Below are 13,998 nucleotides of genomic sequence, written 5' to 3'. Positions count from 1 at the left end.
GCCCTCACCTCCTTTCATTGCGGGCTGCCTGAACAGCTGTCCTGACTGCAGCCCGGTAAGACTTTGCAGCCGCCACAGGATCAGACGCGCCGCAGATACCCGAGAGTACGGCAATGCCCGCCGCGCCGCGTGAAATCACCTGTCCTGCATTGCCCGGTTCAATGCCGCCAATCGCAATGACCGGAACCCGGCAGGCGCGCACGGTTTCCGCAAGCCGATCCAGCCCCCGCCCTGGAAGACCCGGCTTGCTGGCCGAGGCGTATACATGCCCGTACAGGCAGTAATCCGCCCCTTCGTTTGCGGCAGCGGCTGCTTCATCCGGGGAATGGACGGAGCGCCCGATGCGCAGGCTCTGAGACAGCGGGCGGGCCGCGGCGGTTGGGAGGCTGTGCCCCGCAAGCTGAACGCCTCCGGCGCCGGAAGCCAGTGCGACGTCCAGCCTGTCGTTCACAACGATTTGTTCAAGCGGTATCCCAAGGCTGCGCATCTTCTCCACCGCTTTGAACAATTCTTCTGCTGTACGCGATTTTTCCCGTAAATGAATATAGTCTACAAAGGGCCCTACGGCCGCAGCGATAAGAATAAAGCTGTCCATTATCGCCCCGCTGCCGGATATGAGATGAATTTCGGGATCCTTTGACTTTGGCGGACACATAGCCCTATTCGCCTCCTGTGTTTATTTGTCATAAGCAGCACAAAAAACCGCCCTCCCGAAGGAAGGCGGCCGGAAACTGCAAATGGGATCGAGCCTTGACAGGCCCGGATGCAGATATTCACTCTCCACTTCCCTACGCTGGTATAAACCAGATCAGGTTCAAAGGGTCCGAACCTTGCGTTCGTCTCAGCCTTGCGGCACCCCTAGTGTTCACGCTATGCAACTATTGATCTTTCACAGCGTATCATAAATTTCCTTTTCATACCACCTTTTCATGAAAAAGCCCCAATCCGCTTGACTTGGATCGGGGCTTGCATATTCAGCGGAAATCCGCTTAATACGTTGAGAGTCGTCAACCGTTAACGATTTCGCCGCCATTCACATGAATAACCTGGCCGGTTACATACGATGAATCATCGGAAGCCAGGTAGACAAAAGCCGGAGCCAGTTCTTCAGGCTGTCCCGGTCGTTTCATTGGCTGTGTTCCGCCGAACTCGCTGACCTTCTTCTCATCGAAGGTGGACGGAATGAGCGGCGTCCAGATCGGACCCGGCGCAACCGCGTTGACGCGGATGCCTTTATCCACTAAATTCATCGCGAGCGAACGCGTAAAGCTGAGGATCGCGCCTTTGGTGGACGAGTAGTCCAGCAGTTGAGGATTTCCTCTGTAAGCTGTAATCGACGTCGTATTGACGATGGTCGAGCCTTCTTTCAAGTGGGGCATAGCTGCTTTTGTCAAATAGAACATCGAGAAAATATTGGTGCGGAACGTCCGCTCCAACTGCTCGGAGCTGATATCCTCGATCTTTTCTTGCGGATGCTGCTCCGCTGCATTGTTAATAAGAATATCAAGCTTGCCCAGACCGTTCACTGTTTTGTTGATAAGATCCTGGCAGAATACTTCGACACCGATATCGCCGGAGACGAGAACACATTTGCGTCCTTCCTGTTCGACCTGGCGCTTCGTCTCCTCCGCGTCGGAGTGCTCGTTCAGATAAGAAATGACTATATCTGCTCCCTCCTTGGCAAAAGCCACGGCTACCGCGCGGCCGATGCCGCTGTCTCCGCCTGTGATCAGGGCCGCTTTACCGAGCAGCTTGCCCGCTGCTTTGTATGCCGCCGGTTCGTATTTAGGCCGGGGCGTCATCTCCGATTCCAGACCGGGCCTGCGATCCTGATGCTGCGGCGGCAATGTCTTCTGGCTTTGTTGATTGCTCGTAGACATACTTCATTCTCCTTTCGAAAAGTTGTTAAATTTAGACTTTCCTTAGGATGTCTTGGGGATGTACAATTATTCGTTCCCTTTACGGTAATTAATTTAACCAATCGCATGAAGATCAAACACAAGCGGAGTCCAGACAAACCGAAGTTCTCACAATAGCAAAACACACGCCTCCTTTCGGAGACGGGCGAAATTGGCCGGGCTATGCTGCTATTCAAATAATCTCATTAAAAACCATAAAGAAAACCATAACCAGCAAGCATACCGCCAGCAACGCGCTCAACGTGCGGATTTTGCCGGTTTCGCTGGAGACGTCGCGGCTCTGCTTCATGCCTGCGGCCGCAAGCCGCAGCGGCTTGCTTATAACGCCGCCCAAGGCGAACATGGCGAGCAGCAGCAGTGTGACAATAATCATCCACGGGACCGAATACTCGCCTTTGGTCATCATGTAACCGCCCGTAAGCAGTTGAATGACCAAGCCATATTGGGCAATACGGTTAAACGCGCTGATTGCGCTCAGCGTCCCCTCCTTGGCTGCTGTAGAAAGCTTCTCTGTCCGGCCAAGAATGAAAGGCAGCACCAAGTAGAAACCAAGCGTCAGAGTGCCAATCATATGTAAAAACATTAAAACGCTCCAGTTCATATCATATCCCTCCCGATAAATCTATGACATAAGTTATATTAATAATGATTATAAACAATTAACTATTTAATCACAAAAAAAATCCCCATTTTATCAAGAATAAAATGGGGATGCGTTCATACTTTTGTCAATTACACATTCACTACCGACGTTACACTTCTTACCGACTCCGCCGATTTGTCGAGAGCCGCTTTGTCGAGCGCCTTGCCTTTGGTCGGATTTTCAAGTTGGGGGATATCCAGCAGAACCACGTTACCTAATTCATTCTGAGCGAGCATCAGAGCCGTGTGGGCGCCGGTAAAACCGGCGCCCACGACTGTAATCTTGTAACGTTTGATGGCCAATGTGTTGATCTACCTACATATGTTGGATCACTTGATCAGCGAATTCGGAGCATTTCAGCTCTGTCGCTCCTTCCATAAGCCTTGCGAAATCATAAGTTACCGTTTTATTATTGATGGCAGTTCCCATGCCTTTGTAGATCAGATCGGCGGCTTCCTGCCAGCCCAAATGTTCCAGCATCATGACGCCGGACAGAATGACTGAACCAGGATTCACAACGTCCTTATCCGCGTACTTCGGGGCCGTACCGTGGGTTGCTTCAAAAATGGCATGCCCGGTCACGTAGTTGATGTTCGCACCCGGAGCGATGCCAATCCCGCCGATCTGCGCCGCCAGCGCGTCGGACAGATAGTCACCGTTAAGGTTCAGCGTGGCAATGACGTCAAAATCGGTCGGACGCGTCAGCACCTGCTGCAGCGCGATGTCGGCGATGGCGTCCTTGATAATAATTTTGCCATCCTGCTCCGCCTGCTTCTGAGCCGCATTCGCCGCGTCGGCGCCTTCGCGCTCCTTGATTACATCGTACTGGTTCCAGGTAAACACCTTGTCGCCGAACTCCTGCTCAGCCACTTCATAGCCCCAGTTCTTGAACGCGCCCTCAGTGAACTTCATAATGTTCCCTTTGTGCACAAGCGTAACGCTCCCCCGTCCATGCTTAACCGCGTATTCCACAGCAGCGCGAACAAGACGCTTCGAGCCTTCGGACGATACCGGCTTGATGCCGATGCCCGACGTTTCAGGGAAACGGATCTTGCTTACACCCATTTCTTTTTGCAGGAATTCGATCACTTTCTTAACCTGCTCTGTACCTTCTTGGTATTCGATGCCGGCGTAAATATCTTCCGTGTTCTCCCGGAAAATGACCATATCGACCAGCTCCGGACGCTTCACCGGGGAAGGCACCCCGTCAAAATACCGCACTGGACGCAAACATACGTACAGATCCAGCTCCTGGCGCAGCGCCACATTCAGGGAACGAATGCCTCCTCCAATCGGAGTCGTCAGCGGCCCTTTGATTGCAACGATGTATTCACGGATCGCTTCGAGCGTATCGTTCGGGAGCCATTCTCCGTATGTATTATACGCCTTTTCTCCGGCAAACACTTCATACCAGGCAATCTTCTTGGTTCCGCCGTAAGCCTTATCCACCGCCGCATCCAGCACCCGTTTGGAGGCTTTCCAAATGTCACGGCCCGTTCCGTCGCCTTCAATGAAAGGGATAATCGGATGATCAGGAACCTGCAGCTTGCCATTGTCAATTGTAATTTGTTCGCCTTCTGTCGGCAGTTCATACTTTTCGAGTTTCAGCATTAGTGTGTAATTCCTCCTTAAAAGTTAGTGTACGGCATACGCTTCTGCCAGCCACCCGGCTGCTAACCGGCTGTAAGAAGCGCATGCCATTTGGACGGCTAATCATCTGTCGCCAGCGCCCTTCCGCTCAGGACAGGCATGCAGAAAAAAGACTGCTTATCTTTCGTTGACCGGAACGTATTTTTGCTCCACAAGACCCGTGTATTCCGCGCGCGGACGGATAATGCGGTTATCTTCGTACTGTTCGAGAATGTGAGCGGTCCATCCCGATACCCGGCTAATGGCGAAGATCGGCGTAAACAGCTCGCGGTCTATGCTTAATTGAGTATACACGGAGGCGGAATAAAAATCGACATTGGGCTTAAGGCCTTTCTGCCCGGTTACCATTTCTTCGATCTTCACGGACATGTCGTACAGCGTCGTATCGCCCTTGATTGCGCCCAGCTCGCGCGACATTTTCATCAGGTGCTTCGCGCGCGGATCACCGTTCTTGTATACGCGGTGCCCGAAGCCCATAATTTTCTCCCTGCGGTCCAGCTTGGCGCGGATATAAGGCTCCACATTGTCAAAGCTGCCGATTTCCTCCAGCATTTTCATCACCGCTTCATTCGCTCCGCCGTGCAGCGGGCCTTTAAGCGCGCCGATTGCCGAGGTGACTCCGGAGTATATATCGGACAGCGTTGCAACCGTTACCCTTGCGGCAAAGGTCGAGGCGTTAAGCTCATGGTCGGCATGCAGCACAAGCCCCGTGTCCAAAGCCTTGACCGATACCATATCGGGCTGCTCGCCCCGGAGCATATATAAAAAGTTCTCGGCGAGGGAGGCGCCGGGCTTGGGAGCGACAGGCTCCAGCCCTTTGCGGATACGCGCCAGCGCCGCAACGATCGTCGGAATTTGCGCCTGAAGCTTCACTGCCTTAATTTCATTGGCGCTGCGGCTCATATCATCCGCAGCTTCATCATACAGCGCCAGACTCGATATGGCGGAGCGCAGCGCAGCCATTGTGTTGGTATCCTTCAGATACAGCTTCATCTGTGCGATAACCTGCTCCGGAATAGCCGCAAAATCGCTCAGGTCCCGCTTGAGCTTCTCAAGCTCGGCCGTGGTCGGCAAGCTGCCGAACCAGAGCAAGAAAGCGGTCTCTTCGAAGCTGGCATTTTCGGCAAGATCATCAATATCATAACCGCGGTAAGTGAGCACGCCGTCCACAATTGAACTGATGGAGGAAGCAGCTGCAACGATGCCTTCCAGTCCCTTTATAACTGTCATTGTAAAATCTCTCCTTTTGCCAACTGGGGTATTTAGAGGTGTAAACCCGTGAAAACATTTACAATTTAAAGTAATTAAAAAATGATAGCGCATCAATTAAGCCTGCTGCCCAGAAGGTTGATGGTTTAAATAGTTCAATTCAGAAATTAAAGCCTTTAATTATCATACCGGAAATTGTAGATTACGTGAACTGCACGGAAGCTTTGAGGCGCATCAAATGATTTTATCGGAGAGATAGAAAATTGCTTCCTTGCGAACGTTTCATGAATGCGCCTTCAGTTTGCATAGGCCGAAAAAAGGGATGATTCCCCTTTCACCGGAATATACATTAGGACGAGGACGAGCAATTAAACGAGCCGTTCATTACCGCATATAGAAAGGAGAATGAGCATGGACAGCCTTACGCTGAAGAGGTTTCTGAGGGGCCTGTGGGTCGTTCTGGCCGTCTTTCTTGCTCTCTTCTGCCTCTATGTACTGCTTCCGCTGCTCTATCCGCTGTGCCTCGCCTGGCTGCTCGCTTACAGCATACGCCCGGTCGTAGAAGGCCTGAAGCGGCTTCGGCTGCCGTCATGGCTTGCGGTTATCCTCTCGCTTGCGTTTTATATCGGCTCCGCCGGGCTTGTGCTTACTGCGCTTGTTACCCGGCTGGTCAAAGAACTGGCCGTTCTTGCCCAAACCTTCAATCTACACGCGCCTCAGTGGCATGAACGGCTTCAATCCTGGAGCCGCAGCGACCGCCTTCAAAATATCATTAACCAAATCAACCAGTTCTACAACAACAATCCGGATTATCACGCCACGATCGACAGCCATATCAGCAAAACGACGGAATCGATCGGGGCTGCCGCGACTGGGCTCGTTACCGGCATCTTCAATCTGATTCTGAAAATAATCGCTTCCCTCCCATCGCTCGGAACGGTGCTCATTGTCGTCGTTCTTGCCGCCTTTTTTCTCGCCACAGGATGGGAGAAGCGGGGCCGAATGCTGTCAGATTGGCTGCCGGACGGATTTCGCAGTGCAGCGGCAAAAATCTTCAGCGATCTTCGGAGAGCCTTCTTCGGTTATCTGCTTGCGCAGCTTATCTTAATCTCGATTACTGGAGCCATTGTTATCGTCGGCCTGATTCTCCTGGGCGTCAAATCGGCCTTCGTTCTTGGTCTGATGATCGGTCTTGTCGATCTGATGCCCTATCTTGGCGTCGGTATCGTAATGATTCCGTGGGCTCTCTATTCCTATATGACAGGTGATATGCCGCTTGGCATTGGTCTTTCCGTGTTGTATGGCATCACTTTGATTACCCGCCAGGTGCTGGAGCCAAAGCTCGTGGCCAGCAGCACAGGTCTCGACCCGCTTGCCATGCTGATCGGCATGTTCGCCGGCCTGAAGCTGCTTGGTGCAGCCGGCCTGATTCTCGGTCCGGTTGCGCTTGTGATCCTTGGCGCCTTTTGGCGGGCGGGCGTCTTCCGCAGTCTCCATTCCTATATCCTTAACGGCAGATTGCAATAAGGGGACAGCGCCGTAAAAGCTGCCGCCCTAAACCGGCATAACGCCTCCGAATCTATAGGAGCAAACACGTACGCGGCCACATGAAACGATAAAAAGAGCGAAAGCCGCATGATGATCAGGCGGCCTTCGCTCTTTTGGGTACAGGTTTAAGTGCGGGGTTATCTCTTATAATAGGTAAACGTGCCATTCTTCATTTTTTTCTCAATCCACTTCAGCAGAAATCCGCGGTACAGGGGCCGGGTAAGGGGAAAAACCAAGGTGAAGCCGATAATGTCCGTGATAAAGCCCGGTATAATCAGCAGCAATCCCCCGAAAAAGATGCATAAACCGTCCAGCATCGTCCGGCCTGGAATCCTGCCCTCCTGCATCTGCTGCCTGCTGTCCTGCAGCACCTTGCTGCCCTCAAAACGCATCATCAGAAGACCAATGAGAGAAGTCGAGATCAGCAGCAGTAGCGTCTTGGACGCTCCAAACCAGGACGATACCAGGATAAAGCCGAATAGTTCTGTAGCGGGAATAATAAATAACGCCGCCCACAGCCAATTTCTTTTAATCATATCGTCCCCTTTTCTTTGCGCAGCGCCTCAACGATTGCGCCGTAAACTTGAGGCAGTGTCCTGTCCAGACGTACGGGCCTAAACTCCCGGTTTACCCAGGCATGGCCGGTGGAGCCAGTAACCAGCAGTTCTCCGGCTGCCGAGGCTAGGAAGCCCGCAGCAAATGATTCCCCATTATTGTTATGCAGAACAGCGGCATCCGATCCATACAAGCCGCTGCCGCTCAGTTCCTGGCCTGATACCCGCCGCACCTCATAATCGAAAGCTAGCCGAAGGGGCGTAAACGATGACATGCGGGCATAGACGGCGATCGTATCGTCATATTTTGCGGACCGTTTGAATTGCAGCTCTGCCGAGGTAACCGGAAGCAGCACACCCCGGTTCTCCAGTTCAAGATAGGAAAAGCCGAGTCCGCGCAGCATTTCGGTCCTCCCGATTTCAAACCAGTTCAAATAATTGGAATGGTATACCACGCCCATCTGATCGCTCTCCTGGTAACGGACCCTCAAGGAGGCGGCATGCCAGGGGCCCGGCAAAAAATCTTGGGTTTCCACGCATGATCTCCTCCTTTCCCTTGATTTAAAATAGCTTATTCAGCCTTATTTTTCAAGTTAGGCGCTAAGTCCCTCAGCCGCCGCTAGCAGCTTTCTGCGAGAGCCACGGGCCACATAAATCAGCAGCACCGCCCCGATGGCGGAACTGATCATGCAGGAAACGTTCATAACCTGGACGCCACCTTGGCTGAGCAGAAAGCCGTTAAGCAAATTCCCGACGATGCCCGACAAGCCGGAAAACACCATATTGTACAAACTTTGTCCGGTTGCCTGCATATCCGCCGATGTAATTTGAGAGACATATTCCACGGCGGCGATGTAAAAGAAGCCAAAAGATACGCCATGCAGAACCTGTACGCCAATCATAACAGCGGGGTAAGGGAAGATGACCTGAATGGCCCAGCGGAGCACATAAATCAGAGCGGCAAGCAGCAGCGTGCGCTCTCTTCCCCATTTGCCTATGACTCTGGAAGCTACCAGCATGGAGGGTACATTGGTAAGGGAAGCGAGCAGCAGCGCAATTCCGGCATACTGCGCTGAGCCTCCCATCGACTGGAACGCCAGCACAAAGTAGGTGCCAAATGCCGTCATCGTCTGGTTGACCATAAAGCTCCCGCCCAAAAAAGCAAGAAAAATGCGGTTTCGAAGCAGCTCCTTGACACCCTCGGAGAAAGACTGGGTCATCATGTGATTCTCTGCCGCTTCCTTCGGCAGTGTAACGGCTACAAGCACTGCAAGCAGGCTGAACAAAAGAAAGGGAATCCATATGGTCGAAACGGAAAAGGCAGACACATATACCCCTCCCAGATAGCCGCCCACAGCTGCACCAAAGCTAAGCATCAGCCGGATACTCCCATAGGTGGAACCTGTTCTTCTCGCTGCGGCGATTGCGTAAGAATCGGCGATAGGAGCTTGTGTGGAGGAGAATATGGTAGACACCATATAGACCGCAAGCAGGACAATAAAATACTCCGACCGGTAGAAAACCGCCAATCCAGCCGGAACAGCGACACTCAGGACCAGTACCAGCCGGGTCTGGCGGTACCGATCGGAAATAATGCCCCATACTGGCTGGGTCAAGATGGCGACGAGCGGACCTGCGGCCATAAGCGCTCCCACCCGCCCGCTGTCCAGCCCGCCCTGTACGAGCAGTAAAGTAAGATAAGGAACGAAAAGGCCGCCCGCCAGACCCAAAAATAAATAAAAAGCGCGCAGCTTCAGTAATATTCGCATGTTGCTCTTATGTCCTCTCTTGTCGGCAAATCGTCAATCATTGAAAATAATCATTACCAAGCAAAAAGCAATGGCAAAAAACGCCATTGCTTTTGGTTTCGAATCTTATAGTTTGCAATATTGCTAAATTTCAATATGCAGTTATCGGAAAATTAGTCAGCAATTTGCTCCACTTTTACCAGGTTCGTAGAACCGGAATGTCCGAGCGGAATACCTGCCGTAATCACTACAAGGTCGCCTGCTTTGACAAGACCGGAATCTTTGCCGCCTTGAACAGCCGTTTCCAGAAGCTCATCGGTGGACGAAGCCGGCGAACCGTGCACCGGAGTTACGCCCCATACGAGAGCCAACTGACGCATTGTTCTTTCCTGAGTCGTTACCGCGATGATCGGAGATACCGGACGGTATTTTGAAACTACGCGGGCGGTATGTCCGCTGACCGTGGAGGAAATGATCGCTTTGGCACTCAGATCCAGCGCCGAGATGGCTACGGATTGGCTGATTGCTTCCGTTACTGTCGTTTCTTGAGCAATTTGCTGCTTCAGGAAGATTTCACGGTGATTCAGCGCGGATTCCGCTTTTTCAGCGATACGGGACATTGTCAGTACCGATTCTACCGGATATTTACCTGCAGCCGTTTCGCCGGACAGCATGATAGCGTCGGTTCCGTCGAAAATAGCGTTGGCCACGTCACTCGCTTCTGCGCGGGTTGGACGCGGGTTGCGCTGCATGGAATCGAGCATTTGCGTAGCGGTGATTACCGGTTTGCCTGCAATGTTACATTTTTGAATCATCAGTTTCTGTGCGAGCGGCACATCTTCCGCCGGAATTTCCACGCCAAGGTCGCCGCGGGCAACCATCAGGCCGTCGGACACCGCCAGGATTTCGTCAAGGTTATCGACACCCTGCTGATTTTCAATTTTGGAGATGATTTGGATATGACTCGCGTTATGCTTCTCGAGAAGATCGCGAATTTCCTTAACATCGCTGGCTTTGCGGACGAAGGAAGCGGCGATAAAATCGATGTCCTGTTCGATCCCGAAAATGATATCGTTGGTGTCTTTTTCCGTAATACCAGGCAGGGAAATAGCAACTCCGGGAACGTTAACGCCCTTCTTGCTCTTAATCGTGCCGCCATTGACAATACGGGTCTTGATTTCCGTGCCTTGAATGTCGACAACGGTAAGTCCGATGAGGCCGTCGTCAATGAGAATGGTGGATCCTACTTGAACGTCGCTAGGAAGATTGGAATAAGTTACGGAGATACGATTTTTGTCGCCAAGAATCTCTTCCGTAGTCAGGGTCAGGTACTCGTCCTGTACAAGTTCAATCGGTTCCACTTCCAGCTTGCCTGTACGAATCTCAGGTCCTTTCGTATCGAGCAGGATGGCAACTGTCTTGTTCAGTTCCTTACATGCCTGACGGATGTTCTTAATCCGTGCTCCATGCTCTTCAAAGTCACCGTGGGAGAAGTTCAGGCGTGCCACATTCATTCCGGCCAGAATCAATTTCTTGATGTTCTCCAACGATTCACTTGCAGGACCAATCGTACATACAATTTTACTTTTCCGCATTAGTTTTCCTCCGTTTTTTCGTTTCTCTGTCTACACTTTTTCCAACTACAAAATCTACTACAAAGTTGTCCAATTGAATAGGAACTATGTCATATGCAGTATTGACTGCGCCCTTAAGAATATTACTTCAACCGGACAGTAAAATCAATGTTTCTGCGGCTTTTTCATACAAATTAGCGGCGGTGCAGCCAAATAAAAATAACCCCGAAGCCGATTCGGGGTTACGGATTGCAAGTTTATTTAGAAATCGGGCCTCTTGTGTTAAGAAGGTCCTGTTACTCCGGACTGAGCGCGGGTTCTTCGGTAAAGACTTCTTCCGCAGCCCGCGATTCCGCGAACTCCCCGATCTTCCGGAACTTCCGGTAACGGTCTTCCTTAAGCTCGTCAGCATCCAGATTGGCCAAATCATGCAAGTGCCGAACGAGGGCATCCTTGATGGACGCCGCGGTAGTCTCGTAATCGCGATGCGCGCCGCCCTTGGGCTCGGGGATCATCTCCTCGATGACTTCCATCGCAAGCAAATCGTCGGCGGTAATCTTCATCGCCTCCGCCGCCTGGTCGGCCTTCGCGGCGTCCTTCCACAATATCGACGCGGCGCCATTCGGTGAAATGACGGAGTAAATGGCATGCTCCAGCATCAGCACGCGGTTGCCCACGGCCATCGCCAGCGCCCCGCCGCTGCCGCCCTCACCGATAACGACGCAGACGACAGGCACGCCAAGTCCGGACATTTCACGCAGATTGCGGGCAATCGCCTCCGATTGGCCCCGTTCCTCCGCAGTGTTTCCGGGATAAGCGCCCTTCGTATCAATAAACGTAATGATCGGACGGCGGAACTTGTCCGCCTGCTGCATCAGCCGAAGCGCCTTGCGGAAGCCTTCGGGATGCGCGCTGCCGAAAAATCTGGCGATGTTGTCCTTCGTATCCTTGCCGCGCTGCTGTCCAATCACAGTGACCGGTATTCCCTCCAGCTTCGCGATGCCGCCTACAACCGCAAGGTCGTCGCCGAACAGCCGGTCGCCATGCAGCTCGATAAAATCGGTAAAGATAAGCCCGATCAGATCCAGCGAGGTCGGACGGCCATGGTGCCGGGCCAGGTGCATTTTCTGCGAAGGTGAGATATTGGAATAGATCTCCTCCTCCATCAGCTTGTAGCGCTCCTCCAGCCGGGCGATTTCGTCGCTGAAATCAATACCTTTTTCATCCCCAAACTGCTTTAGCTCTGTAATTTTCTTACGCATATCAACGAGAGGTTTTTCAAAAGGCAAGTCCCCCGCCATTCTAAAATCCCCCCTTCACGTCATGCAGCTCCAAAATTTTGCTGAGCATAGAGCGCATTTCCTTTCGGTGTACCACAAGATCAAGCTGGCCATGCTGTAAATTGAACTCCGCCGTCTGAAAATCATCCGGCAGCTTCTGGCGGATCGTCTGTTCGATTACAATGCGGCCCGCAAAACCGAATACGGCTCCCGGCTCCGCGATGTTGATATCGCCCAGCGTCGCAAAGCTTGCGGACACGCCGCCCGTCGTCGGGTCCGTGATAACGGATATGTATAATCCCCCGGACTCGCCAAAACGGGCCAGCGCCGCGCTGGTCTTCGCCATTTGCATCAGGCTCAGGATGCTCTCCTGCATCCGGGCTCCGCCGGAAGTCGAGAAAATAACCATCGGCAGCCTTCTTTCAGTCGCTTCCTCGACGGCGCGGGTAATTTTCTCCCCAACTACCGAACCCATGCTGCCCGTAAAAAATTCAAAATTCATGACCGCCACAATAACCGGATGGCCGTCGATGCTTCCCCGCCCCGTAATGACAGCGTCAAGCTGCCCTGATTTCAGCTTCTGCTGCTCGAGCTTCGTGCTATACCCCGGGAATTGAAGCGGGTCCACAGACGTCATCCCCGCGTCGAACTCGATAAAGCTGCCCGGGTCCATCGTCACAGCAATCCGTTCCGGAGCGTTCAGCCGCAGATGATGGCCGCAGGCCGTACATACCTTAAGATTCTTCTCCAGTTCTTTGCTGTACTGGATCGAACCGCATTTGGGGCACTTGCTCATCAGCCCTTCGGGAATTTCCCGCTTAGGCCTTTCCCCTTCCGCCGGTACGTTCGCTTGCTCCAAACGCTGCGAAGGAACTGTCGCGTATTTCCGTTTTTTCTGAAACAAATCTTTGAACAAGAGTCGCACCTCTTCAGCCGTTTATTTGCGTAAGGCAGCATCTACATTGTAATGACTGCTCTAATGATGTCAATCTAGGGATGCAGAATCAGGTTAAGCACTTCCTGCACTTCATCAAGCTCGCCGGAAGGAACCAGAATCTCAAACTGCTGCTTGGACATATTTACAGGACGGCATTTTACCAGAAATCCTTCTTCTGTCAACTTGCTCTTAATCATATCCGCCACTTTGGCGGTAGGCGCAATATAAATTACCGTCCACATGTCCTGACGAGGCCTCCCCATCTCGATTCCAAAGCCGTATCCCGTATATTGGAACCATGATAACATAGTTTTCTTTTTTACTGCAACAAAAGAGGGAGGAGGGGAACGCGGGAAAGACCGCGCCGGATTTGTGCTTTAAGGCTCTATTTCCGCCGGATTTACGCGGGAGGGATACACCTTCGCCCCTTCGTGCCGATGCGCTATTCTTGCTGAAGCCGCGGCGGCTATGCCGGCGACCAGATCGTCCAGAAAGACATGAATTCCGTCCTTCCGCTCGTTCAGGGCTCCGATGACGCCCATTTTGATTTTGTCCAGATAACCGAAGCCTGTCAGACCGATCATACCATAAACGCCGGTAATGCCAAGAGCCAATGTCTCGTCGGCCCCATAAAGCGACTCATCGGCTTCCATGATCGCCTGAAAAGGCTGCGGCAGCTGCTTCTTCTCAGCCAGCTCATCCAGCGTGATGCCCGTCATCAAGGTGTACTGCACCTCTCTTTTGCCCAGGACGGCCTTGACGCTCGCAATGCACTCATCCCCGCTTAAATTCGGATAATAGGACGATTGCAGCTTGTATACAATCTCGGCAATCGAATCAATGGAAACGCCCCTGCGTTCCAATAAATCCACCGCCAGCTCATAGGACATCATCATTCCCCTTTCCGCAAGTGAAACCTGTGGTTCCCTAATGTAT

The 13,998-nt window shown here is 52.4% G+C and carries 15 protein-coding genes and 1 riboswitch; of the genes, 1 reads left to right on the top strand and 14 read right to left on the bottom strand.

What is annotated here, in order from left to right; genetic code table 11:
• Positions 1 to 4: 4 nt before the first annotated feature.
• From KP014_RS12355 to citZ, 6 genes are all read right to left on the bottom strand, one after another.
• Positions 5 to 655, bottom strand: a complete 651-nt coding sequence (locus KP014_RS12355) for a thiamine phosphate synthase (RefSeq protein ID WP_036587396.1) — start codon at positions 653 to 655, stop codon at positions 5 to 7.
• Positions 656 to 768: 113 nt separating this feature from the next.
• Positions 769 to 870, bottom strand: a riboswitch (TPP riboswitch).
• A 137-nt stretch (positions 871 to 1,007) separates the two neighbouring features.
• The gene (locus KP014_RS12350) at positions 1,008 to 1,880 is read right to left on the bottom strand and encodes an SDR family oxidoreductase (RefSeq protein WP_036587399.1); all 873 of its coding nucleotides are present in this window, start codon (positions 1,878 to 1,880) and stop codon (positions 1,008 to 1,010) included.
• Between the two features lie 211 nt (positions 1,881 to 2,091).
• Complete coding sequence (locus tag KP014_RS12345) at positions 2,092 to 2,520, bottom strand: hypothetical protein (RefSeq protein WP_090834107.1); 429 nt, start codon at positions 2,518 to 2,520, stop codon at positions 2,092 to 2,094.
• Between the two features lie 131 nt (positions 2,521 to 2,651).
• Complete coding sequence (locus KP014_RS12340; RefSeq protein ID WP_281426461.1) at positions 2,652 to 2,864, bottom strand: lactate/malate family dehydrogenase; 213 nt, start codon at positions 2,862 to 2,864, stop codon at positions 2,652 to 2,654.
• Positions 2,865 to 2,877: 13 nt separating this feature from the next.
• On the bottom strand, positions 2,878 to 4,173 hold the full coding sequence (gene icd / locus KP014_RS12335; protein WP_036590226.1) for an NADP-dependent isocitrate dehydrogenase: 1,296 nt from the start codon (positions 4,171 to 4,173) through the stop codon (positions 2,878 to 2,880).
• Between the two features lie 156 nt (positions 4,174 to 4,329).
• Positions 4,330 to 5,442: a citrate synthase gene (citZ, locus tag KP014_RS12330; protein WP_036590227.1), complete on the bottom strand. Its 1,113-nt coding sequence runs from the start codon at positions 5,440 to 5,442 to the stop codon at positions 4,330 to 4,332.
• 390 nt (positions 5,443 to 5,832) lie between these two features.
• Between citZ and ytvI the strand changes: the two genes are divergently transcribed.
• Positions 5,833 to 6,948, top strand: coding sequence for a sporulation integral membrane protein YtvI (gene ytvI, locus KP014_RS12325; protein ID WP_090834106.1), 1,116 nt, complete (start codon positions 5,833 to 5,835; stop codon positions 6,946 to 6,948).
• Positions 6,949 to 7,106: 158 nt separating this feature from the next.
• Here ytvI and KP014_RS12320 read toward each other — a convergent pair whose 3' ends face one another.
• The 8 genes from KP014_RS12320 to KP014_RS12285 form a co-directional block, all read right to left on the bottom strand.
• On the bottom strand, positions 7,107 to 7,505 hold the full coding sequence (locus KP014_RS12320) for an FxsA family protein (protein WP_025693338.1): 399 nt from the start codon (positions 7,503 to 7,505) through the stop codon (positions 7,107 to 7,109).
• Positions 7,502 to 8,059 (bottom strand): acyl-CoA thioesterase, encoded by a 558-nt coding sequence (locus tag KP014_RS12315; RefSeq protein ID WP_036600512.1) that lies wholly within the window; start codon positions 8,057 to 8,059, stop codon positions 7,502 to 7,504. Before KP014_RS12315 ends, KP014_RS12320 begins: the two co-directional genes overlap by 4 nt.
• Before the next feature lie 57 nt (positions 8,060 to 8,116).
• On the bottom strand, positions 8,117 to 9,292 hold the full coding sequence (locus KP014_RS12310) for an MFS transporter (protein ID WP_036600513.1): 1,176 nt from the start codon (positions 9,290 to 9,292) through the stop codon (positions 8,117 to 8,119).
• A gap of 152 nt (positions 9,293 to 9,444) precedes the next feature.
• On the bottom strand, positions 9,445 to 10,866 hold the full coding sequence (gene pyk / locus KP014_RS12305) for a pyruvate kinase (RefSeq protein WP_036600514.1): 1,422 nt from the start codon (positions 10,864 to 10,866) through the stop codon (positions 9,445 to 9,447).
• 275 nt (positions 10,867 to 11,141) lie between these two features.
• The gene (locus tag KP014_RS12300) at positions 11,142 to 12,146 is read right to left on the bottom strand and encodes an acetyl-CoA carboxylase carboxyltransferase subunit alpha (RefSeq protein ID WP_036600515.1); all 1,005 of its coding nucleotides are present in this window, start codon (positions 12,144 to 12,146) and stop codon (positions 11,142 to 11,144) included.
• 1 nt (position 12,147) lies between these two features.
• The gene (gene accD / locus KP014_RS12295; RefSeq protein WP_036600516.1) at positions 12,148 to 13,041 is read right to left on the bottom strand and encodes an acetyl-CoA carboxylase, carboxyltransferase subunit beta; all 894 of its coding nucleotides are present in this window, start codon (positions 13,039 to 13,041) and stop codon (positions 12,148 to 12,150) included.
• A gap of 74 nt (positions 13,042 to 13,115) precedes the next feature.
• Positions 13,116 to 13,304: a hypothetical protein gene (locus tag KP014_RS12290; protein ID WP_025693333.1), complete on the bottom strand. Its 189-nt coding sequence runs from the start codon at positions 13,302 to 13,304 to the stop codon at positions 13,116 to 13,118.
• 135 nt (positions 13,305 to 13,439) lie between these two features.
• Positions 13,440 to 13,952: a phosphatidylglycerophosphatase A family protein gene (locus KP014_RS12285; protein WP_036600517.1), complete on the bottom strand. Its 513-nt coding sequence runs from the start codon at positions 13,950 to 13,952 to the stop codon at positions 13,440 to 13,442.
• Positions 13,953 to 13,998 lie beyond the last annotated feature (46 nt).

It is taken from the genome of Paenibacillus sophorae (genome assembly GCF_018966525.1).
In the GTDB taxonomy this organism is placed as follows: domain Bacteria; phylum Bacillota; class Bacilli; order Paenibacillales; family Paenibacillaceae; genus Paenibacillus_AQ; species Paenibacillus_AQ sophorae.
Note: the sequence above shows the minus strand (reverse complement) of the source record. Positions and strands in the feature narration are given on the sequence as shown.